25 protein-coding genes and 1 tRNA gene are annotated in these 23255 nt (G+C 37.8%); 10 read left to right on the top strand and 16 right to left on the bottom strand.

What is annotated here, in order from left to right; genetic code table 11:
- Positions 1-180 precede the first annotated feature (180 nt).
- Positions 181-450 (bottom strand): 30S ribosomal protein S15, encoded by a 270-nt coding sequence (gene rpsO, locus ACTJJF_RS15210; RefSeq protein WP_034692246.1) that lies wholly within the window; start codon positions 448-450, stop codon positions 181-183.
- Positions 451-623: 173 nt separating this feature from the next.
- Here rpsO and ACTJJF_RS15205 point away from each other — a divergent pair, with 173 nt between their 5' ends.
- The 8 genes from ACTJJF_RS15205 (at position 624) to ACTJJF_RS15170 (ending at position 5195) form a co-directional block, all read left to right on the top strand.
- Positions 624-1172 carry a pyruvate decarboxylase gene (locus tag ACTJJF_RS15205; RefSeq protein ID WP_312297766.1) on the top strand — a complete coding sequence of 183 codons (549 nt, stop codon included), beginning with the start codon at positions 624-626 and terminating at the stop codon, positions 1170-1172.
- A 214-nt stretch (positions 1173-1386) separates the two neighbouring features.
- On the top strand, positions 1387-1545 hold the full coding sequence (locus tag ACTJJF_RS15200) for a bacteriocin-like protein (RefSeq protein WP_440700176.1): 159 nt from the start codon (positions 1387-1389) through the stop codon (positions 1543-1545).
- Positions 1546-1717: 172 nt separating this feature from the next.
- Positions 1718-1864, top strand: coding sequence for a bacteriocin-like protein (locus ACTJJF_RS15195; protein ID WP_312297770.1), 147 nt, complete (start codon positions 1718-1720; stop codon positions 1862-1864).
- Positions 1865-1920: 56 nt separating this feature from the next.
- Positions 1921-2064: a bacteriocin-like protein gene (locus ACTJJF_RS15190; RefSeq protein WP_312297772.1), complete on the top strand. Its 144-nt coding sequence runs from the start codon at positions 1921-1923 to the stop codon at positions 2062-2064.
- Positions 2065-2095: 31 nt separating this feature from the next.
- Positions 2096-2266, top strand: a complete 171-nt coding sequence (locus tag ACTJJF_RS15185) for a bacteriocin-like protein (RefSeq protein WP_440700175.1) — start codon at positions 2096-2098, stop codon at positions 2264-2266.
- A gap of 169 nt (positions 2267-2435) precedes the next feature.
- Positions 2436-3758: a magnesium transporter gene (mgtE, locus tag ACTJJF_RS15180; protein ID WP_065397006.1), complete on the top strand. Its 1323-nt coding sequence runs from the start codon at positions 2436-2438 to the stop codon at positions 3756-3758.
- Positions 3759-3784: 26 nt separating this feature from the next.
- Positions 3785-4522, top strand: coding sequence for an ABC transporter substrate-binding protein (locus ACTJJF_RS15175; RefSeq protein ID WP_440700174.1), 738 nt, complete (start codon positions 3785-3787; stop codon positions 4520-4522).
- Between the two features lie 205 nt (positions 4523-4727).
- Positions 4728-5195 carry a cupin domain-containing protein gene (locus ACTJJF_RS15170; RefSeq protein ID WP_440700173.1) on the top strand — a complete coding sequence of 156 codons (468 nt, stop codon included), beginning with the start codon at positions 4728-4730 and terminating at the stop codon, positions 5193-5195.
- Between the two features lie 55 nt (positions 5196-5250).
- Here ACTJJF_RS15170 and ACTJJF_RS15165 read toward each other — a convergent pair whose 3' ends face one another.
- Together ACTJJF_RS15165 and ACTJJF_RS15160 are read right to left on the bottom strand one after the other, a co-directional pair.
- Positions 5251-5700 (bottom strand): GAF domain-containing protein, encoded by a 450-nt coding sequence (locus ACTJJF_RS15165; RefSeq protein ID WP_065397003.1) that lies wholly within the window; start codon positions 5698-5700, stop codon positions 5251-5253.
- 13 nt (positions 5701-5713) lie between these two features.
- On the bottom strand, positions 5714-7141 hold the full coding sequence (locus ACTJJF_RS15160) for a TonB-dependent receptor (protein ID WP_312297782.1): 1428 nt from the start codon (positions 7139-7141) through the stop codon (positions 5714-5716).
- Between the two features lie 54 nt (positions 7142-7195).
- Between ACTJJF_RS15160 and ACTJJF_RS15155 the strand changes: the two genes are divergently transcribed.
- Positions 7196-7963, top strand: coding sequence for an MBL fold metallo-hydrolase (locus tag ACTJJF_RS15155; RefSeq protein WP_440700172.1), 768 nt, complete (start codon positions 7196-7198; stop codon positions 7961-7963).
- 93 nt (positions 7964-8056) lie between these two features.
- Positions 8057-8136, top strand: a tRNA-Leu gene (locus ACTJJF_RS15150).
- A gap of 104 nt (positions 8137-8240) precedes the next feature.
- Here the strand turns inward: ACTJJF_RS15150 and ACTJJF_RS15145 are convergent.
- From ACTJJF_RS15145 to ACTJJF_RS15085, 13 genes are all read right to left on the bottom strand, one after another.
- The gene (locus tag ACTJJF_RS15145) at positions 8241-9185 is read right to left on the bottom strand and encodes a hypothetical protein (RefSeq protein ID WP_440700171.1); all 945 of its coding nucleotides are present in this window, start codon (positions 9183-9185) and stop codon (positions 8241-8243) included.
- Positions 9186-9188: 3 nt separating this feature from the next.
- The gene (locus ACTJJF_RS15140) at positions 9189-10580 is read right to left on the bottom strand and encodes a DUF4280 domain-containing protein (protein WP_440700170.1); all 1392 of its coding nucleotides are present in this window, start codon (positions 10578-10580) and stop codon (positions 9189-9191) included.
- Positions 10568-11272: a hypothetical protein gene (locus ACTJJF_RS15135; protein ID WP_440700169.1), complete on the bottom strand. Its 705-nt coding sequence runs from the start codon at positions 11270-11272 to the stop codon at positions 10568-10570. Before ACTJJF_RS15135 ends, ACTJJF_RS15140 begins: the two co-directional genes overlap by 13 nt.
- A 2-nt stretch (positions 11273-11274) precedes the next feature.
- Positions 11275-13104, bottom strand: coding sequence for a phospholipase effector Tle1 domain-containing protein (locus tag ACTJJF_RS15130; RefSeq protein ID WP_440700168.1), 1830 nt, complete (start codon positions 13102-13104; stop codon positions 11275-11277).
- A gap of 10 nt (positions 13105-13114) precedes the next feature.
- On the bottom strand, positions 13115-14149 hold the full coding sequence (locus ACTJJF_RS15125; RefSeq protein WP_440700468.1) for a DUF2931 family protein: 1035 nt from the start codon (positions 14147-14149) through the stop codon (positions 13115-13117).
- 134 nt (positions 14150-14283) lie between these two features.
- Positions 14284-14583 carry a hypothetical protein gene (locus ACTJJF_RS15120; RefSeq protein WP_440700167.1) on the bottom strand — a complete coding sequence of 100 codons (300 nt, stop codon included), beginning with the start codon at positions 14581-14583 and terminating at the stop codon, positions 14284-14286.
- 3 nt (positions 14584-14586) lie between these two features.
- Positions 14587-16446, bottom strand: coding sequence for a type VI secretion system Vgr family protein (locus ACTJJF_RS15115; protein ID WP_440700166.1), 1860 nt, complete (start codon positions 16444-16446; stop codon positions 14587-14589).
- Between the two features lie 256 nt (positions 16447-16702).
- Positions 16703-17107: a type VI secretion system tube protein TssD gene (tssD, locus tag ACTJJF_RS15110; RefSeq protein WP_065396992.1), complete on the bottom strand. Its 405-nt coding sequence runs from the start codon at positions 17105-17107 to the stop codon at positions 16703-16705.
- A gap of 263 nt (positions 17108-17370) precedes the next feature.
- The gene (locus ACTJJF_RS15105) at positions 17371-18579 is read right to left on the bottom strand and encodes a PepSY-associated TM helix domain-containing protein (protein ID WP_440700165.1); all 1209 of its coding nucleotides are present in this window, start codon (positions 18577-18579) and stop codon (positions 17371-17373) included.
- Positions 18580-18585: 6 nt separating this feature from the next.
- The gene (locus ACTJJF_RS15100; protein WP_440700164.1) at positions 18586-19626 is read right to left on the bottom strand and encodes an alpha/beta hydrolase; all 1041 of its coding nucleotides are present in this window, start codon (positions 19624-19626) and stop codon (positions 18586-18588) included.
- 29 nt (positions 19627-19655) lie between these two features.
- Entirely contained in the window at positions 19656-21815 is a 2160-nt protein-coding gene (locus ACTJJF_RS15095) for a TonB-dependent siderophore receptor (protein ID WP_440700163.1), read from the bottom strand.
- Positions 21816-22101: 286 nt separating this feature from the next.
- Positions 22102-22797, bottom strand: coding sequence for a VIT1/CCC1 transporter family protein (locus ACTJJF_RS15090; RefSeq protein ID WP_440700467.1), 696 nt, complete (start codon positions 22795-22797; stop codon positions 22102-22104).
- A 123-nt stretch (positions 22798-22920) separates the two neighbouring features.
- On the bottom strand, positions 22921-23244 hold the full coding sequence (locus ACTJJF_RS15085) for a low affinity iron permease family protein (RefSeq protein ID WP_312297991.1): 324 nt from the start codon (positions 23242-23244) through the stop codon (positions 22921-22923).
- Positions 23245-23255 lie beyond the last annotated feature (11 nt).

The raw sequence follows: 23255 nt of genomic DNA, 5'->3' as shown, positions 1-23255 counted from the left end.
AGATGGGATTATGATTCCCATTTTGATATTGCAAAATAAACAATAAAGTACGCAACCTTATTGCGTATAAATAAAATCGTGAAAAAAGTTTCGCTGGGAATAAAATAGCTGAGTCACTGATATTTGCAACAAAAAAAGCAACCTCTTTCGAAGTTGCTTTTATTTTGAAATCTTTAAAGATTATTTTCTTAAACCTAGTTCAGCAATAATTGCTCTATATCTTGCGATATCTTTGTTTTTAAGGTAATCTAATAAACTTTTTCTCTTACCTACCAATTTCACAAGAGATCTCTCTGTGTTGAAATCATGACGGTTAGCCTTTAAGTGCTGAGATAAGTGATTGATTCTGAAAGTGAAAAGAGCGATTTGTCCTTCAGCACTTCCTGTGTCCTGTGCAGATTTTCCGTGTTTTGCGAAAATTTCCTGCTTTTTGTCTGTTGTTAAGTACATTCCAATATTGTTTAATGATTATTATGTAACGGGTGCAAAATTACGACTATTTTTTGATTCTGCAAACATTATTGATTTCATAAATCAAAATTGATAGAAAAAAATGTTAAAAATTTCTTAATAAATTTGATGTAATCCAACGAAAAGGCAGTAATTTTGCATTCGAATTACAAATGAAAAAAATTATATTCTTTACAGCAGTGGTCACTTTTTTATTCATCGGTTTTACTTCGGTAAAAGCACAGAAAAGTGCTGATGATAAAATAAAAAAAGTTCTCTATTTCAATCCCGAGGTAGAGCCTGATATCGATGAGATTAAAGACCCTACGAATGCTGCTTTTTTCGATGCGGTTTCTGACAACTTCAGCGGGAGAAGAAACAAGATGCTCCGGGCAGAAGTACAGGTTCCCTTCGACAGTATAGATAAGCAGACCATTATGGATTACTGCATCAACAACGATGCTGATTTTGCCATTGTTTCCAAAGTAAGATATTTCAAGGTAGGCCTTGGAAAATATGTATTCTCTAACCAAGTGGTGGTAAGCATGAAGCTTTTCGGGGCAGACGGAAATCTGGTGACAGAAACTGATCATGATACCTACAGGAAAAATATGCGCTTATTAGGTTCTACCGTAAACTCTGTAAAAATAGGGACAGACGGCGCTATCAAAGGTATTATCAAAAAGCTGAGAAAGCTCAAGCCTACAGAAGCTGAATTATAAGTATAAGATTTATACTTTTCAACACATGATTATTACAGACAATCCGGCAGTTGTCTTAAAATAGTTAGATTTCAGGAACTTTCAGCAAAAATTCATCATTCTTCATTAATAAGCTCCATCTGTTATTCATAGACGGTTTTCCGCATTATACACCTGATATTCAATCAGCTGATCTACTTTCATTACTTTAGTTTTACATTAAATCTAAATCATTATGAAAAATTCAAATTTAAAAAAGCTGAGCAGAAACAGTCAGAAAGAAATTTCAGGAGGTGCCGGAGGTGGTATTAAAAAATGCAACTACTCTTTTGAGTGTCCGGGAGGATCATGCTGCAGAAATGCCTGCGTTTATTACCCTTGCCCGGAACTATAAAAAATTTTCATCGAAACATAAGACACTTGTTTAAAAATAAAACAAGTGTTTTTTATTGACCAAAACAGACAAAATCATACAATCATCTGATTACCAAATAAATATTTTCACCAATTAATGAATAATATGAAAATATTTTATTAAATTAGTTTCAACTTTAAAACTAAATCTTATGAAAAATTTAAAGAAGCTCAACAGAACAGCACAAAAAGCTATCGAAGGCAGCGGAATCATCAAAAGATGTACGGAACATTTTGAATGTCCCGGCGGGTCATGCTGCCGTAACACCTGCGTACTATACCCTTGTCCGCTGGAATAAGGAACAGCAGCAGAAATATATCATCTCAGTTTAACTCATTATAAAATCTAAACCTTATGAAAAATCTAAAGAAACTCAGCAGAGAAAAAGCAAAGCAAATTAACGGCGGAGCTATCCAAAGATGCAGTGAAGACAGACCATGTTTTATCGGCTACTGTTGCAGAGGTGCCTGTATGGAATATGCCTGTATAGAAGATTAAGTTCTTTTTACTTAAAACTAAACTGATCATTATGAAAAATTCAAATTTCAAAAAACTGAACAGAGCTGAACAGAAAGAGATCAAAGGCAGCGGACCGGTAAAAAAATGCAGTACCAGCGCCCAGTGTGATCCCGGACAGTGCTGCCAGGGAGGGATGTGCGTCTACTCTCCTATTATAGACTGTGAACCTATTTTTGACTAATATAGGCTATTATGATTTTTTAAAATTTAATTTTTGAACATCTGCTCCGGCAGATGTTCTTTTGTTCTTATACTGAGGGATTAAACTTTAATTAATCCTTAATTTTCCCAGTTTATTGCTCAGTCTTAAAAATTTGAATTATTTTTGCATATCCAAAAAATTTCACGTTTTGAATTCTAGAGACGAACTTATCTTCAATCCTGCCGATATTGCCGAAACTCTCAGCAACCTTCCTGCTGATGAGAGGTTATTGGCATTCCTGAAGGTTCCGAAAGAATACAAAGCCGAAGTTTTTTCACACCTTGATCCTGACTTCCAGGAAGATACCATCAGAAGTATCGGGAGTGATGAAGTTTCTGAAATCCTGAATGCAATGACTCCGGATGACAGGACCGCTCTTTTTGAGGACTTCCCGGATGAACTTATCAAATACTCAATCAATCATCTTAACCCACAGGAAAGAAGAATTGCATTGAAACTATTGGGTTACAATTCTGATTCTATTGCCCGTCTGATGACTCCCTATTATATCCAGATCCGTAAGGAATGGAGCGTAAAGCGATGTCTTCAGCAGATTAAAAAAGTGGGAAAAAGGGTGGAAACCATGAACTATCTGTATGTAGTAGATGAAAGAAACCGCCTGATTGATGACCTTGCCATTGGCACACTCTTACTGGAAGAGGAAGATACTTTGGTTTCTGACATTACAGATAATCACTTTGTAGCAATTACCACCACCACTTCAAAAGAGGATGCGGTAACGTATTTTGAAAAATATGACCGTGGTGCTCTTCCCATCATCACAGAAGCCGGAGTCCTGGTTGGCATTGTGACCATTGATGACATCCTTGACCAGATTGAACAACAGAATACAGAGGATATTCAGAAATTCGGGGGATTGGAAGCCCTGGATCTTCCCTACACTCAAACTTCCTGGACAGAAATGATTAAAAAAAGGGCAACCTGGCTGATCATTCTATTTGTCTCAGAAATGCTGACCGCTTCAGCAATGGGATATTTCGATAAAGAAATTGAAAAAGCTGTTGTTTTGGCCCTGTTTGTTCCTTTAATCATCTCCAGTGGAGGAAATTCCGGTTCACAGGCTGCCACACTGATCATCCGTGCAATGGCCTTGCAGGAAATCGGACTGAAAGACTGGTGGTATGTGATGAAAAAAGAGATCATATCAGGAATATGCCTTGGGGTTATCCTGGGAATTATCGGGTTTGTAAGAATCATGCTATGGCAGCAGGTAGGTCTCTTCAATTACGGCCAGTATTGGGTTTATGTAGGATTGAGTGTCTCCGTTTCTCTTATTGCCATTGTATTATGGGGAACGTTATCAGGTTCTATGATTCCGTTTGTTTTAAAGAAATTAAAGCTTGACCCTGCCACATCTTCTGCTCCTTTTGTAGCCACATTGGTGGACGTTACGGGGCTCATCATCTATTTTACGGTAGCCGGACTTTTCTTAACCGGAAAACTTTTGTAATTTTAGGCATCATCTAAAATGCCAATATGAAAATCGTTTCACTTGTACCCTCTATCACTGAGGCTTTATTCGATCTGGGACTGACTGAAAATGAAGTGGTCGGCCGGACAAAATTCTGTATTCATCCTCAGGATAAAATAAAGAACGTAGCAGTAATGGGTGGCACAAAAAACATTAATATTGATAAGATCAAGGCCCTCCAGCCGGACCTTATCCTTGCCAACAAAGAGGAAAATGTAAAAGATCAGGTAGAAGCATTAATGACTGATTGTAAAGTAATGGTAACCCATGTTGAAACTGTTGAAGACAATTATTACCTTCTTAAAAACCTTGGAAAACTTTTTGGCAAAGAAGAACGTGCGCAGGCTTTTAATCTTAAAATCTATGATATTCTCAATCAGACCAAACTTGATACACCGGTAAAGGCAGCTTATCTAATCTGGAAAAATCCTTATATGACGATTGGTAGAGATACTTTTATCCACAGGATTCTATCAGAAATTGGTTTTGAAAATGTTTTTAAAGATAAAACCCGTTATCCTCAGATCGAAACTGAAGATCTGGCAGAGGCTGATGTCATCATGCTTTCGTCCGAACCTTTTCCGTTTAAGGAAAAACATATTGAGGAACTGAAAGTATTTTACCCTGATAAAAAGATAATGATCGTTGATGGTGAGGCTTTTTCCTGGTATGGAACACATATTGCGAAATGTGAGAGCTACTTTAAAGAGCTTATTTCTGAGATTCATTCAGTGCAACTTTGATTGTTTAACCACAAAAGGCACAAAAGCTTTAACACTTAAGTGTTTTTAAGGCCTACTAACTGTTTGGGAAGTACACATAAGTTTTGAAACTCAAAACTCAACACCGACACTTCACCAATCTGATAGAAAGTATCTTTAATGAAAATTGCTTATTGTCTTATTCTGCAATTTTTGGTACATTGTTCTACATTAATATTTAAAATAAATGTCTGGTACTGTACTATTATCTGAAGGAGAAGAATTTGAGCACGTTATACAGGAGGTTTCGAAATACATCCGTCTTTATGTGATGCCATTTGGAAAGGATGAAAGAACTTTTACACGCATCGACAAACGTGAAAACATGTATGGTGGAAACGGAACCGTGCATATGATACAGATGTTCAGTCAGAAGGAACTGGCTAATAATCGGCTGGCAGCTTTTATGGTTTTATTAAACAAAGGCGATGAATCCGGGTTTCATACCCATCATGAAAGGAATGAAGAAGAATTATATGTGGTGGTACATGGAACCGGAGAATACCGAGAAAGAACCGGAACAGAAGGGTCTATCCGTACAAAAACACTTCAGAAAGGTGATATTACAGCGATTAGCTCCATAGGTTATCATTCTATTGAAAATACAGGTGATGAGCCTTTAATCATGTTTGTTATCACAACCAACAACCCATAAAAATAAAAACTCCGGATCTGATGACCGGAGTTTTATATATTCTTGTTGAATCTTATTACAAAATTTTGGACACTTCATTACAAAGCCATTCCAGCAATTCACGGTCTTCATCGGTGAAAGGATCTACCGTATGAGAATCAATATCAATCTGCCCAATATTTTTCCCGTCTTTGAAAATAGGAACTACAATTTCTGCTTTGGTATCTATTGAACAGCTCAGGTAATTGCTTTCTTCGTTTACATCAGGAACTACAAATGTTTCGTTGGAAACGGCAACCTGACCGCAAATTCCTTTTCCATAAGGAATAATGGTATGGTCTGTAGGAGCACCCACATAAGGCCCAAGAATCAATTCATCCTTATCTCCGTTTTTGAAGTAAAACCCTGTCCAGTTGAAATAAGAAATCTCCTGATCCAGCAGATGGCAAACTTTTTCAAGTTTTTCTTCCGTATTATGCTTAGGACTTTCAAGAATTGAGGAAAGTCTTTTCTTTAATTCTGACATTGTATATATTGTTTTAAGAGAATTGTTTTAAGGATAGTTCTTCTTTATAACCGAACATTCCACGCTCTTTGATCATTTCTGCTACACCTTCCGGAACCTGTGTTTCCCAACCTTTGGTACAACATGCGATTTTTCTTAATATTTCTCTTGAATAAATTTCTAAAAAATCCGGGTTATAGTTGGTAATATCTACAATACGGTTGTTACGTTTGAAATATTTATATAACTCTTTAAGGTTCTCCTCTACTTTAAGGTTTGAAGAATCCAGTAACTGGTGGGTTTCAGGATCTTTATAAGGATACAGGTATACTCTCATTCCGTTTCTGAAGAACTTCCCGAATGCTTCAAGAATTCCTCCTGAAAGATTTTTATAGTATTTCTCATCAAATACCATCAACAGGTTATTTACTCCCATCGCTACCCCGATATCTCCGCTTGTATAAGAGGCAAAGTAATCGATCAATCTGTAATATTCTGAGAAATTCGAAATAATAACGGTATAGCCCAGTTTTCCAAGGATATCTACTCTATCCAGGAAATCCCTTTCATCAATATCTCCGTCTGCTCTCAGGTTGGAAATGGTAATTTCGATAAGGACTTCCGTTTCTTCATGGGTACAGATGGCATCTTTGAAAAACATATCCATGCCATTTTTAAGCATATCAATGTTTACTTTTGTTACCGGTCTGAAACTTCCTCTCACCGCAAAAATATTTTTCTTGTACAGCACATCTGCCGGAAGCATATTATTCCCCTGGGAATTAAAAATTACCGCATCAGTCATCCCATTCTTTACCAATTGAAGGGACATCAGCCTGTTATCAACATAGGAAAAGGCAGGTCCGCTGAAATCGATCATATCAATTTCCAGGTTGTCTTTCGCAATATCGTCGTATAGGGATTCTACTAAAGTTCTTGGATTATCAAAGTAGTTAAAAGCACCGAAAATAAGGTTTACCCCGAGGTTTCCTAAAGTTTCCTGCTGAAGAGTAGCATCATTCTCCTTGAATTTTACGTGAATGACAATCTCATTGTAATCTTCATTTTCTTTTGTCTGAAAACGGATTCCTACCCAGCCGTGACCTCTAACTGTTTTATCAAAATTGATCGTCGTTACGGTATTGGCATAAGAGAAAAATTTGCGGTCAGGATTATTATCCCTGGAAATTCTTTCTTCGATCAAAGCGACTTCATAACGGAGCATTTTTCGAAGCCTGTTCTGGGTAACGTACCTGTTTTTTACTTCTTTTCCGTAGATGGCATCACTAAAATCTTTATCGTAAGCAGACATCGCCTTAGCGATCGTACCGGAAGCTCCCCCAGCTCTAAAAAAGTGACGAACAGTCTCCTGCCCTGCTCCAATTTCTGCGAAAGTACCATAAATAGTAGGATCTAGATTAATTGTTAATGCTTTTTGTTTGGGAGTTAGTTTCTGATACATTAGGACATGAAATTTTTTGTAAATTTACCAAAATTAAACCAACCTCAAAACAAAATGAAGTTGAAATTTTTAGGAACCGGTACTTCCCAAGGTGTGCCCGTTATAGGCTGTACATGTGAAGTGTGTACTTCCGAAAATCCCAAAGACAAACGTTTACGTTCTTCCGTGATGGTTACTACGGAAGAAAATAAAAAAATACTCATCGACTGCGGCCCGGATTTCAGGCAGCAAATGCTTAGTAACCATGAACATACCGTAGACATTACGCTCATCACTCACGAACACAATGACCACGTAATCGGGCTTGATGATATGCGCCCACTGATCTTTAAAAGCGGAAAAGATGTCCCTCTTTACTGTTATTCAAGAGTAGCGCATGAAATAAAAAACAGGTTTCCTTATGCTTTTGCAGATGTACGATATCCTGGTGCACCTGCTTTTGAGCTTCATGAGATTGAAAATAAACCTTTCCATATTATGGATACGGAAATAACACCTGTAGAAGTGATTCACTATAAGATTACCGTTTTTGGATACAAGTTTAAAAACCTGGCTTACATTACGGATGCCGGCTTTATTTCTGACACGGAAAAGGAAAAACTAAAGAATTTAGATGTTTTAATTTTAAACTGTATCAGAAAATTTGATCCTCACCCGGCCCATTTTATTCTTCCGGACGTCATCAAACTGTTTGAAGAGCTAAAACCTAAAAAATTATTTCTGACTCACATCAGTCATCATTTAGGTGTGCATGATATTGAAGATAAACAACTTCCACCCGGAATGCACCTTGCCTACGATGGTTTGGAAATTATTTTTTAAAAAAAATGTTTTAAAAAGCTTTTGAACATTGAAAAAAGTTCCTATATTTGCACACCAATTTGAAACAAACATCACGTTTGGAATCAACATCAAGCCCAGGTGGCGGAATTGGTAGACGCGCTGGTCTCAAACACCAGTTCTTAGGAGTACCGGTTCGATCCCGGTCCTGGGTACAAAAAACCTCTGAAATCATTTGATTTTCAGAGGTTTTTGATTTTTATTTTAATACTATCTAATAATCAGTTAAGCTATTTTTATATTTCCCATATTTTAAAATCTATTTTGATGAAGTAATGTTGGAAATACTCTCAGAGTTGAGCATAAATTCTTTGGAAGGGAAATTCTTATAAGAGATTTGTACAGTTTCATATTTTGTTTCTTTGCCTAATCCTACCTGAAATGAAGTTACCTTTTCATCATACCTGTTTGTGTTGGTATCTATAAGTATTTCACGATCTGTAATAAGCCGGCTTTCAACATTTGTATGTTTTGTATATTTAAAAATACCTTTATTGGCAGACACCAGTTTTTTTTCTATTTCCTGGTCGCCTTCTGTGGATTCTTTTAAAAGATTCTGCAATATCCCGGCTTTATTATAGGTGAATTTTATATTCCATTTGTCGAGGTAGTCACTGGCCTGGCTTCTGTAAGATTCCATATTGCCTTTGATCATTCTGAAATCTTTATGTTTATATTTTGCATAGGATGAAATATATTTTAAATCATCAAGGTTGTAGCCTGTCAAAAAGTCCTCCAGAAAGTCGATCAGATCAGGAATATTCAGACCTTCACCAACATTTTTCTGCAAATATTGATAGTAGGAATCATTCAGATAAAAGATATCCTTATCCCCAATGACTATTTTTCTTTCTTTATCATCAAATGCGATGGTAAGTTTTGTGTTGTATCCTTCATTTTTATAATTCAGCAAAAGCAATTTCTGATTTTTTGTTAAGGTACATATATTGGGAGCTTTCTTTTCTGACAGCTGAGAATCATTAAAACCATAGAAAGCTATACTGTCTTTTTTAGGGTTTGATATATAAATAAGATGGTCTATACTTACCTGATCGCCTTTACTGATCTTTCTTTCATCAACATATTCTCCCTTATCGATAGTTTTGTTGACAATCTGCGTTATAGAATAGGATTTAGGTACCTGAGCACAGGCATTAACATGAAATATGCCAAGGATAAGCAATGCATATACTAAATTTCTCATTGATTAAATTTTTACTTTTTTCCAAAATATCGTATATCCGGCAACACGGGTTGCTTCTAAGCCAAAAGACTGCTTCGTGGCATTCTTATAATAAAAATTCCCTGTCGTCCAATAGTCTTCTTTTGCAAAATCCGCATTCGGAATAGCATATACAGCTTTATTTTTTTCTTTAACGACTTTGTGGGTGTGGTTACCTTTATCACACTTGTCATCATGAATTGAGTTGTATGCTAAAGTTGAGCCTCTTCTTCCTGTTACTTTACCTACGAAAGAATCGTACAGGCTTTTACTGATTTTAATATAGTCATATTCATCAAATTTATTATGACCGTATTTGGTTTTACTATCGGGCTTTAAATCTGTGTCAATTCCCCAGGCCAGGAAGTCTTCTCCATCCCATTGTGTAGCATTATCGGTAGGATCATTTTTCACCTCATCCACATCTCTCAGAAGAGCATCAATGGCACCCGCTCTTGAATATAAGGAAATGGTATCTTTTTCAGAGGTTTTCATTTCAACTTTATCTTTGGCATCGACACTGGAGTAACTTGAGTTTAATAATTCGAACATTGTTTTTCCAACTCTTTTTGCCTCGTTGTAATTGGTGTGTGCTATATAAAGATATTCTTCTTTTTCGGATGACAGTCCTTCATGTTTAATAATATTACATACCTTCTGGAACTCACTGTGTTCAATCTTCAGTTTTTTAGGGCTTTTGTAAATATCTTCTTCCGATCCTTTTCCTTCACACGCATACACATCTGTTTCTTTTCCTACTGTCTGTCCCTTTACACTCCCCTCAAAAGTTCCGTTATAATTATAAAAGTTACCGTTGATTTTTTCTTTTGATTCCGGCACAGGGGCTCCCACAGCATCTATACTTTCCGGCTGATGGATCTGCCCGCTATCTGTAATGGTAATATCTACGCCTCCATAGGTACAGGGAATGGTACTTTTCTGCAGTAACACCGGCTGTTCCTGAGACAGATAGGTCCCTACATCTTTCCAGTCTCTTACATTCATGACGGTGGTACAGGGGGCGGCTGCATTGGGACTTTTTTTACAGTTTCCCAAAAAAACAAGGCTCTTGGGACCCCGCTCTTTTATGGTAGCGGTTTTCTTGTCCTGTATGGTTGGCGTATCATAATTCACCTTCATGGTTCCTTTGGGATTGGTACACAATACACATTCCAGAGTAGCGGTATCTATCACCACTTTCAATCCTGCATCGGTGTTATCTTTTATTTCGTTTTCTGCACGCTTTTCCTCCATCTTCTTGCTGTTGGCCGCTCTCAGTTCCTCACTATCCTGTGGAGTACCCGGTGACTGAGCTTGCGGGGCCGGAGTCTGGTTCTGAGCTTCCGGCGCAACGCCTTCTTTATCTAATATATCCATAGCAGTGAATGTTTTAAATGAATATTGTGCTTTTTAATTTCTATAAAACCTTCTTCATACTGATCTCCTTTGCAGGTAAATACGCCTCTGAAATCATTGATATCAGTATGTTCCAGATTTTGAGCAGAAATCTTTAAAACCATTTGATCTCCTACTTTCACAGGAGTCATTATTTCTGTAAATCCTTCTGCAGACTCCCGTTTCCGTTTTGTTTCGAATGATTGCAGCAAACCGTTAAAAAGTAAGCCGAACATTTTATAACTTCCCAGGAAATCAATGAGCTTTACCTCATCTGCAAGCAAGCTACTTATCTGGCCGAAATATTGGTCTACTGTTTCCCCTTTATGATCTTTTTCTAATTCCGATTGAATTTTTGTCCATCTCAACCGAAGGAAAAGCAAATTGTCAACCGCAGTAATATTCCCTTCCCCATCTACCCTGCATTCTATTTCATCAAACAGATAGCTTATTTTTTTTATAAATTTCCCCATGGCATCTTCGTCATCAGAAAAATCAAAATCTACCACCAAAAGCTGAAACCGGTATTCTTCCTTTACTTTTCCAAGATAATAGGCCTCAACCTGCCTGGCATAACTTTTTGTAACATTGTAGGCAGGATTTTTTTGTTCGGTTACAATGGTTTCAAACCTGTACGTTTTCTGATGAAAGTTCTGCAATATATTGGATACCATTTTTAATATATTCTTCTTTGATAATCATTGTTGGGATCCATTCCCATCCAGTCTCTGTTGGCCGACCAGTGAAGGTATTTCTTACGCATAATCCGTAATAATTTTTGCGGATGATAAGCGGTAACCGTCACTTCTTCCAATGTTGTCGTTTTCATTTTATTCCCGTTTTCATCCAGCTTCTCTTCAGGAGGTTCCTGCGGATCAGGTTCCTGTACGGGCTCAGGATGTAACAGCCTTTGTAATGCTTTCTCCTGTTTTTCTTTTTCAACCTGTTCATCTGATTTGAAATCCCATTTACCATCATTCTCAAACACATAGCCATGTAAAAGATCTTTTGCGTGAGGCAGATATTGATCATTTTCTATGGAAAAAGCGGTCTCTGTTTTCGTCATTAACTGATGATCGTACAGATTTTCACCATGTTCTTCCATAAAATGCAGAGGGATATAGCTGTATTCTTTCCTTAGAAACCGTGTTCCGGTTATTTTACGGTATACACCTCCCAAGGTAAGGACATTCAGGAAGCTATTATTGATTTCGATCTGCTCATCATCAAACCAATATTCATCAATCAGTTGCTGTCTGCGTTTATTAAGGAACCAGACGGGTTTATGATTGGAAGTTTCTATTTCATCCACTTTCTCTGTTCCGTTCTCATAAGCACCGCCAATATCGCAGTGTACTCCGGGAAATTCTTTTTCAATACTTCCCGGAAATTTCGTTAATGAAAAATTTTCACGATGCTCATTGGCTGCCGTAAAATGAACAGCCTTAAAGTAAGGCCCCGGATTTTTGAGCTGTAACTGCTCTACATCATCTCCGAAATTGTATTTAGGTCCTAAAGCAGAATGCTTCATCCCTTCCCATCCTACACGTCTGAGGCCTCCCATATCTCCAAATTCCTCATAAGAAGATACCGTATCATACACCCCGATAAAGCGAACATCAAGATCTAAGTCTTCAAGCTGTTGCTCAGATAAAACTTTTTTACTTAAAAGATAATATCCCAAAAAACCAAATTTTGGAAGTTTACCATCTTTGATATATTTCGGATCTACTTCAGTATTATCTTTATCTATCCAGATATCTCCATATTCAGGAATTGCTGCCGGACCATAAGGTGAATTGACCTGAGTATATCCTATTATTTTTCTCGTTTTTCTGATCTCGACATCTTTGGGTCTTTTATTTCCATTGATTTCGTAGGCAAAATTTCTTGCTGCAGCAGCTCCACGGCTAAACCCAAAAGTATCAATGGTAATTTTCATTAATTTTATTTTACCATTGGTCTCAGCAATAAGTTTTTTAATGCGGTCAGCGGCCATTTCACATCCTTTCCTCACTTTTCCCCGCACTCCGGTTTTACCGGATCCATATTGAAATCCATCATCCACATCCCTGTTATTATCCAGTGTTCCGATTCCTTCCACATACACTCCATACGTTGTCTGTTGACAACATTTATACATTCTGGCGACATTGGTATAATCGTTACTAAAACTATTATCAACACCTTTTTTATCCAACCATTTCTGATGGCTGCCCTTCAGATACTGATGATATTCAGAATCACTCAGCATATCTTTTTTTTCCAGTCTTTTATATTCTTTTTCCTGTAAGACTCTTGTCTCTTTAATTGCCTTTTCTTTTTCCTTGATCTGATCATCAGTATCAGTACTGCTCATTTTATTTTTCCCATCCCTGTACTCCATTCTTAATTCGCTGTTTTTCAGATTATTCAGAGTACCATCAAAGAATACTCCTAATTCCAGATACAGCTCATCCAGAGGAGTTTTAGGATTGCCCGTGTTGTATACAAAAGTTTTTCCCATAGTTTTGTTTTTAGAAAACCTCTACTTTATCAGTCTTTATAAAGGCGTCTTTACCATTTTCACCTCTAAGTTTTATTGTGAAATAGCTGTTAGCCTCATTAACCTTAATGATAATATCTGCCTTAGTTGAACCAGGATTGTCACCAAACACTGCTTTAAAAGCTTCTAAACGTGAGCTTTCATTCAGGTCACAGTTAGCACCGTACACTTTATGATCTGCTCCTATATAGTCAAAAATAATCCTTGCCGGGATGGCTCTTTGTTCATTTTCAGCCAATATGTTTTTTGCCGTATCAAATTGTTCTTTTTCTCCATTAATTGTAGATATCTTAACATTAACTAATGAATTGAGCTTCGCTTTTTCCGGCAGCTCAAAAACAGGTTTCCAGCTGTATCGGATTCTATAATTATCCCATAAACCAAATGGAATAGATTTTCCTTTATTTTTTTCTCTTACCTCTGCAGGGATAACCTTACCGTTATTAAATACATCATCAAGGTAATCTTTCCTCCAGAACCGGTTCTCATGGCTATCCAACCGGGCAATCTCCGATTCAGGAATTGTTACTTTTTTAGCCTGGTAACGTCCTATTTCCTTCTGAATTCCGACACCGGCTATCCAAACTACCACTACACCTCCGGGAGCCATTCCAACACCAATTTCATCATAGTTTAGGTGCTCAGTGTCACCACTTCCATTTGTCACTTTTGTTTCATACCCTTTACTGAAGTATTCTTTAATTTTAGCAGTATCAATGGCAGTATCAATCATGTAAAACTGGTTCTCCATATAAGATATCCATACAAAATCCAATCGGGAAGGAAGACTTTTAAAACCATTTCCCATCCCATGGTTGATAGAGCCCCAGGCACCATTTCCAGGTATCACCCCAAAGCCTAAACTTACCCATTCCCCACCTTCACATTCTATCCCTCCTTTATATACTTCCATCGGATATCCCAGAGGAGCAGAAGTTCCTTCAGTCCATTCATATTTAGTCATAGTTTCAGTTTTTTTAGGAGCTTTTTTTTCCTGACACGACATCTGGGTGAAAAATAAAAAGCTTAATAGATATTTTAATATTTTATTCATTCTTACAATCTTATAAAGTAATGATGCCCCATTACGATACATAATTTAATTTTTACACTTCTGTTTTAGCACAACAATTTCTGTTTTCAAGAGCATAACCAGGGGACTATAATCAACAGGATCACGGATATGATGATAAAACCTATACCACCTGAATAGATACCGAACAATATAAAATCACCTGTCCCTTTTTTCTTCTTCTGAGCTGCTATTATAAACGGCAGAAAAAACAATACAGGCAGAAAAGCACCGCAGAGCCATACAGCCAACCATCCGCAATCACCGTCTCCATATCCTGTAAGATCCATCACACTTAGTGTAATGATACCCGTGAGGATGACGAAAACTACAGATAAGAACAGAGCAATAAGTCCCTTTTTCAACATACATTATCCTTTATTCACTTTGGCATCTATTTTCCCTAACATTTTAGCCACGCCTGAGCTTTGTAATAAGATGTCACCATTCTTTGCATTGTGAGTGGTTGTGGAAGTAGTTTCTTTTAAGTCACCCGTTACATTGATCGTTTTATTTTCATTAATGGTCTGCTTATAATTTTTGGAAGTAAACCTATGATTGTTATTAATATTAACAGCATTATCATTCCCGACACTTGTCTTCATATCTTTACCAACATTGATGGTAAGGTTTTCTCCTGCATTAAAGGTCATATTCTTTGGTGCAGTGACGATAATATTCCCTGCTCCGTCCATAAAATAGGTATTTCCGCTCGGGTCAAGAATCGTTACGCTTTTCTCATCATCATTCATCAGTACTTTGATTCCGCTTTTGGTCTGTATAGATCTCATATGATTGTTGATCCCGCCACCCAAGCCTGTTCCGCCATGGAACATTCCTCCCATTACGAAAGGGCGATCCGGATGGTTATGAACAAAACCTACCATCACCTGATCTCCTACTTCGGGAATGGCAACATACCCTCTGTTCTGGGTAACCTGGTTTGTTCCACCTGCATCTGGGGCCATCATCCGTATAAAATTGGTGGTATCATGCAGCTGCCAGTCAAATTTCACTGTAATTCGTCCCTGGTTCAAAGGGTCTGTATTTGAAATCACGGTTGCGATCTGCGGTTGTGCAATAGGAACGGTAAAATCCGGTGTAGGAATATATCCGGTATCAGAAGCAATGGCCTCAAACCTTCCGGAATAACGTCCCAAAGCATCTACTTCATGAAGCACTTCTGTCATCATGAGTTTGGTAAAATAGGACGTTTTATTGGTATCTGTTTTCCGCATATTGATATCCGCAACACATCCCGGATATAAAAACGGAATGGTAGTACCTCCGGAAACAGTAAACACTTCTACAGCCTTACTTCCTGCCGTACTGGTTTGGGAAATGACTACGTCCATATCAGTTGCCGCTTTGATTGGAGCTACCTGTAATGAAGGAGTTTTAAATATCCCGTCATTATTCTTATAAGCGGTTTTTGCCAGATTGCCGACATGTTTTATAGGAGTATCCCCTGAAGTAAGCTTAGCATTGGAACTGCTGTTGTAGCCATAGAAATGGGGTTTGATGTGTACTGCTTTCAGTTCAACATTCACATCGGAGACATTGCTTCCATAGATCAGCTCCAGGGCTTTATTCTGTGGAGGCATATTTCCGAAATGCAGAACTTCACCATCATAATAGAACTGTTCCCCGTAAGCTTCTGCCATTCTGCAGAGATAATTGTAATGCGTTTCATTATACTGGGCACTGTAAAGAATCTGTGAGGATGCCTTGGCATTTATGCTGACATCAAATTTACTGTTTTCTATCCCCTGCCTGATCACATCTGTGGCAATGATTCCCATATTAACGGGTTTTTCTCCGCCAAAACTTTGGGTATGAGGTGCTCCGTCCAGCAAGATGGTAGGGCTATGCCCTTTTAAAACAATATTTCCAAGGCTATGGTTTTCCTGGCTGAAGCCTACTTTTGTAATAACCCCCACAAAAGTTCTTTCCGGGCTTCCCTCTACATCTTTATATTTAAATACTACGGTTAAACGTTTTCCTAAAAACTGCTGAGCTTCCTCCAGGTCATGGTTTTGTGCGCCTCCTAAAGTATCATGGGCCAGTGTAAGTTCAAATTCATGATGTTTTTTTACACTTTGCTGCAGACGGAAATATTTGAAGTGCTTTATCATTTTGCCTTCAATCACAATATCCAGCTTTACCACACGGTTGATTCCAGGAATATGATTCTCCGAAATCTTTTCGGAATTCGAGATATTTTTATTCATATTATGTAAGGTGTTTGGTAAGGTCTTATTTTTAGAAATATATTCAAAAACAGCCTTTTATATAAAGTTATAAATTTTTTACAATATAAAATCCATTTTAAACATTTTATTCTTTAAATCGCAATAATTAACAAAATAATTTTCGAATTTCTATTTAATCTCATAAAAAACGATCAGAGACAAAAAAACAGAACAGTATCTCCTGTACGGATGTACTATTCTGTTTTTATGTGTTCCTTGCTAAGGGATCAGATTCCTAAGAAGGCCATGCTCCGAAATAAGCAGAATTTCCTAGATCAATTTCTTCAGCACTTACTACAAAACTGATGTACATACTGTTGTCATCTATAGCGTTGAAATCTACTTCGTGCTGAACTACATATCCGTTTTTCCACTTTAAAGTTGTCATTGTACCTTCTTCGTGAGATTTGTTGAAAACCACTTCCCCTACTGTCGGCTTGTATTTTCCGTTCAGTAAGCTTTCAAGAATGTCTGATTTGTCTGTAGCTTCTACTGTAATCTTGATTAATGCATTGGAGGGATCAGATGCTACACGTCCTGAAACATCTGTAGCTCTTGATACACTATAGTTAAGTTTTAATAACTTTTGCCCTTCACCGTTGTTGAATTTTAAAATTCCTCTTGAATTTCTTTCTGCCATGATCGTAAATTTAATCGTTAATATTTTGTGATTTAATATTTCTTATATCACCAAATTTAGATGTATTTACCATACGGAGATAATTTTTTGAGCTAAATCTCAAAAAGTGTAGTATTTCTACGACTAACAATCGTTAGGTTTTTTATCATCTGAAAATCAAAAGTTTACTTTTTAGAAAGTAAGCGGTCTTTTATTATGTACTCAGATATTAATATGCTGCAACAAAAAGGTTACCTCAGCAGAGATAACCTTTTTGTTTAATTTCAGACTGCATGATCATGATGCGCCGACGCTCTTTGCTTATGTTTGCTTTTAACTTCTTTTTTCTTTTTGGAAGATTTGTTTCTTCTGCCCCACCAGATCAGAAATCCTGTGATGGGTAATGAAGTGGCAATAATTCCTGCCAGGAAAGTTGAGAGTTTCCCAAACTGCCCCCACCATTGCCCCATATGCAGCTGCCATATTATATTTTCTGTCTTTTCGTGCTGCAGATATTTTTGAGCAACCCTGATTTCCTGACCTGTATAGCTGTCATAGATATTTACAGAGGCATGTTCAATACTTTTGAGTCCTACTTTTCCTGAAGTTAAAATATAGGCTCCCAGCTTTTTTCTTTCAAAATTCCAGATGCTGACTTCTTTGTCTCCGCTTTTATCAAGAACTTTATAAGCAAACGGAACGATATCCAGGGCTGTTCTGGCTGAATCCCGTTTAGGAAGGGTATCCATCATATGTTCCGTAGTGCCGTTTGTCATTTTCACTGTAGTTTCCATCAGGGGTTCAAAAAAGATAATGAGCCCTGTCATTCCCAACATAAAGCAAACAATAAGTGAATAAAAGCCATAAACATTATGAAGGTCATAATTAAACCTCTTAAAACGGGCCTTCCATTTGATCGTAAAGCTTGCCTGCCTGGTCGTTTTATTCCATTTTTTAGGCCACCAAAGAATAAGTCCTGTAATGGTACTGATCACAAAAACAATCGTCGCAAGTGCCACAACCCAGCCTCCTGTTTTCCCTGCAAGAAATGAAGCATGAAAATGCGCCATCACAAAGAAAAACTGTAATGATTCATCTTTTTTAAGGATTTTCCCGGAGTAAGGATCTGCATATACCATGGCCAACTTCGGACCTTTAGGATTGAAAGCCCTTATACGAACACTTCTTTCGGGATCTTTAAAGAATACAAACTCTGAGATATCATAACCTGGATTGGCCTTCTTGAAGTTCGCTTTCAATATCTCTGAAGAGACTCTTTTCTGATCCTTAGGAACACTTACAAATCTGGCTTCCCCCGCACTCCAGTCCATGATCTCATCACAGTAAACGATAATTGTTCCTGAAAGTGATACCACCACTAAAATAACTCCTGCCACAATACTTGGCCACAGGTGCAGCCAGGCCACGATCCTGCTGAAAAGTGATTTTCCTTTTTTCCGGGGCGTTTTTGCTTTATTATTTGTATTCATCATCAGTTATCAGGGATAGTATTGTTTTTGCAGTTTCTCCAGTTCTTTTACAGCATCAGGCGTTCCTCTTTCTTTGGCTATATTGATTATCTTTTTGAAAAATAATTCTGTAGGTTTAAAGGGGTGATTCAAGTCTTTCGAAATATCCTGATAGTGCTGTGAAATCAGTGCAGGATTTTTTAATGACTCTCTGAAATTCCATTTATTGGATTTAAATATGAAACGTAATCCGTCATTATTGCCGGGCAACGGCACAGTCCCGTGATCATCATTCTGATAAAAGACATAATTCCATTGCAGATTTTTCAGCTGCTGTTTCTCCAGCAGTGCCTTAAACTTGCCTATTGCAATTTCATGCTCATCATCTTTGACGTTTCTTGCTTCGGCATTATTTGCCTGGGCCAGGAAAAATTTAATATTTTTAAAATCTGCAGTTGTTTTTTCTGCTTTTCTGACCATTAGCTCATTATCCCACCAAAGACTTGGATCATTGGCAATATAAGCATTAAAAAAAGGCTCTGATAAAAGGTTATTCACAGCAGTAAGCCCCCCGAACGAGTGTCCCACCAGAACTTTATAACCATTTGAACGATAGTTCTTCTCCATGTACGGGTACAACTCATTGGTAATAAATTTCATGAACGTTTCATTCCCTCCGCTTTCAGTGAACATTGTCTGTTTTTTACCTGCAAAATTCATATCCTTAGAAGCTTTTGAAGGCGTCAGATCTCTCGTCCTGTTGGTATTCGCTATGGCCACCAGAATAGCCTGAGGCAATACTCCAAACGGTTCTTTGCTCAAGTAATGATATACGGAAGAAAGATAGTTAAAATTATTTTCGGCATCCAGGACATAAATAACCGGATATGCTGTTTGGGTATACTGATCATACCCCTCAGGCAGAGATACCCAAACGGAACGCTCTTCATGAAGGAATTCGGATTTCATTGGAATTTTGGTTCCGATGCTGATTGTTTCTGATTGTGCAGTCTGTGCATTAATGATAAGACCTGCAGTAAAAAATAATATAAATAATAGTCCGGCTCTCATTGATCTTCAATTATATTACTGATAGTTTATTAGAATTTGTAGTTTAAGGATAGTAAAACCTGCCGTGGGTTCTGAACATAGGTCCAGGAATCACCCAGATAATATTTCTGATTGGTGAAGTTATTCAGCTTCAGAGCTATTCTGTAGGATGAGTGGTCATAGAAAACGGAAGCGTCAAATTTTGCATAGCCTTTAGAAATCACATCAGAGCTGTCAACAAGATAAAATTTAGATTGTGCATTTCCTCCTGCCCCGATACCAAAACCTGTGAACTTTCCTGACGGCATGGTGTAGCTCAGCCAGAAGTTACCGGCGTGTCTTGCCTGTCCTGCCGGCCTTCTTCCCTCTACATCTGCAGCAGCTTTTTCATACACACTACCGTTATAACCGTAGCCTAAAATAACATTGAACCCATGGAACGGTGATGTGATAAGATCCATCTCTATACCACGGCTTCTTTGTGTTCCATCCTGAATGGTAAGCGTAGGATCTTTTTCTGTAGGGGCTCTGCGAACTTTATCTTTCACCTGAATATCATAATAACTTACCGTTCCTGAAAGTTTACCGCCAAGCAATTCATATTTCACCCCTCCTTCCCATTGGTTAGCCTGTTCCGGCTTATAGGTTCTTACTTCTCCTAAAGAGCTGCTTGGTGCAATATTTTTAAAACCGTTCATATAGTTTCCGAAAAGGGATACTTTATCTTTTACGATCTGATACACCAATCCGAGCTTAGGAGACCATGACGTCTGAATATCCTTATCGGAAACACTGTTGAAATGATCATACCTCAGGGAAGCCATAGCAAATAACCTGTCTGAAAAGCTTATAACGTCAGACACATAGATACTGAAATTCCTATAATCACGCTTGTAACCTCTATACTCGGTCTGTGCTAAAATCTCCTGATAGGCAGCCTGTGAAATATATGCTGCTTTATCATCATTAAAGGTAACAGGAACAAATTTGTCAAGATTACCGAATTTATTTTTATAAATCTTCTGATCAATATCAGATATTACTCCTCTTTTATCAGTAGTTTTTGTGGTAGTATAATCGAAACCGACCAGGATCTTGTTTTTAATTTTTTCAGTAATATTAAAATTACCGATAAAATTCTGCTGGATCTCCGTCAGGTTAAATGTACTTGGAATGTGATAATAATCTCTTCTTATTGTTCCTTTATTGGATAGATTCAGGAAAAGATAATTGGCATCATTTTCTGTTTTTGCAGAGGAAAAGCTGGTTTGGGAAGTCCAGTTATCGGAAATTTTATAGTTTGCCGTAGCAAAAGTATTGAATATTTTAGCTTTACTCTGAATTTCATCGCTCGCATAAGAGATTTTTTTATCCAGGTTAAAATCGTTAATACTTTTATCTTTAAAGACAATATTTTTCCCGGTAATCAGCCCCATATAAGTAGTATTTCTGCTGATATCAAAATATTCGAAATCAAGATTAATATCCAGCCGGTCATTGACTTTAAAAGAGAATGAAGGAGCTATAGCCACTGATTTTGATTTTCCGAAATCCTGAAAGCTTCCATCATTATTATAAGCAGCATTTATACGGGCCAGGAATGTTTTATTTTTATTGAGCGGTGTACTTACATCCATTGTAACCCTGTTACTGCTCCAGCTTCCTGCGGTATATCCTACCTCACCTTTAAAATGATGCAACGGCTTTTTCGTCACTCTATTCACAAAACCACCGTATCCTACCAGTAAAGCAGAGCCGAATAATGTTCCGGAAGGCCCTTTGATTACTTCAATGGCTTCAAGATTAACAGGGTCAGATAATGAAACAAAGTTGGTCGCCATACCATTCCGGAGCGCTCCTGCCGAAGCATTGGAACTGAAACCACGCATGGTAAGTCCCAGTCCTACTCCTCCACTTCCAACGCTCACGGATACGTTATTTACTCCGGGAAGCAGATTCAGTGAGCTTTGCAGATCCGTTGCTACCTGCTGCTGCATCAGTTCTTTGGGAAGAACGGTGTAGACCTGTGGGTTTTCAAGGTTCTTAAGAGGCATTTTTGCAACATAATCCGATTTTTTTTCTGCGTACTTTTTTACGCCAGAAACAATTACTTCTTCAATGTGTTTTGACTGAACGGATGAGTCCTTTTCTTGTTGTGCCCAAACGAATATTCCAGGTAATAAGGAAATTGAGCACAGTAGCTTCTTCATAGTTTATTTTTGCTGCAAAGGTATTTATTTTTATTAATTCTAAATAATAATTAGCAAAAACATTCTATTAAATCGTAAATGATTTTAACCATAAAAGGCACAAAAGTTTTAGACCCGTAAATTTTTCCAGTGCCAAATTTTCTGTTTAATAAGTACACCTAAGTTTTTTAAAACTTCTGATTTTCATCTTTATGTGAACTTTTATCAGGTAGCTTTTTAAACTTACTCAAGTGGACGAATGTGTTTCAAATAAAAGCTTTAGTGACTTTTGTGGTTTTGTAAAGTTTTATGAGACATTGATTCCGAAAAAATGTCCTACCAGTGCAGTAACGCCCATGGCAACGGTTCCCCAGAAACAGATTCTAAGCATGGCGATTCCCATATGTGAACCTCCTGTTCTGGCAGAAACAGCTCCCAACACCATCAAAAATATAATGGAAAACCCGTATTGAAAGTATACCATCTGATGGATTGGGGCCAGAAGAGACACGGTAAAAGGCAGCAAAGCACCTACTGCAAATGATCCGAATGAAGCCATGGCGGCCTGCAGAGGTTTTGCCTGAGTGATCTCATTGATGCCCAGCTCGTCACGGGCATGTGCTTCTAACGCATTGTGTTTGGTAAGTTCTGTAGCAACCTGCATGGCTGTTTCTTTACTTACGCCCCGGTTTTCATAAACTCTGGCCAATTCTCTGAGTTCTATTTCGGGCATGGTTTCAAGTTCCCGTTTTTCCCTCATTAAGTCAGCTTTCTCAGTATCTTCCTGTGAGCTTACGGATACGTATTCTCCGGCAGCCATAGACATTGCCCCTGCAATCATTCCAGCCAGGGCAGCCAGGATAATGATATGCCGTTCAGGCTCTGCCGCTGCTACACCAATGACAATACTGGTGGTAGATAATAATCCGTCATTAGCGCCCAATACCGCTGCCCGAAGCCAGCCTACTCTGTTCACATAATGCTTTTCCAACTCATGATGCATAATAAAATATTCTGTGATGATGTAAGGCATGTATATCAAACCCAGCTTAAAGGTACTAAATGTTTGATCTGGAATCAATTTAAATTGCATCATTTATTGCGATCCCACCTCTCAAAGAACAGCCTACTTGTACCGGTAATAGGTTACGTGATCTTCCGGATCTTCATTTTTAGCTATTATTTTTTTCCTGCGCTGCTGTTCCAGCTTTTCACAAAACTGCTGAAGCTGATTCAGCTCTTCCACAGTAAGTTCACCGATATCTATCATCGGGGTAATGCTTTTTTTACCTGCAGCAATCAATTCATCAAGTTTATATTGAAGTGCTTTCGTTTCCCTGTTTTGCGCATTACGGATGAGTACCAGGGCTAATCCTGCAGCTCCCAGCAACGCACTTCCTTTAAAATAATCTGACCAGTCCGTCAGGCTGTGGAAAATATTTTTTATCATAATATTTATTT

Source organism: Chryseobacterium sp. 22458 (genome assembly GCF_052044975.1).
In the GTDB taxonomy this organism is placed as follows: Bacteria; Bacteroidota; Bacteroidia; order Flavobacteriales; family Weeksellaceae; genus Chryseobacterium.
This window is presented reverse-complemented; position numbering and strand designations above follow the sequence as displayed.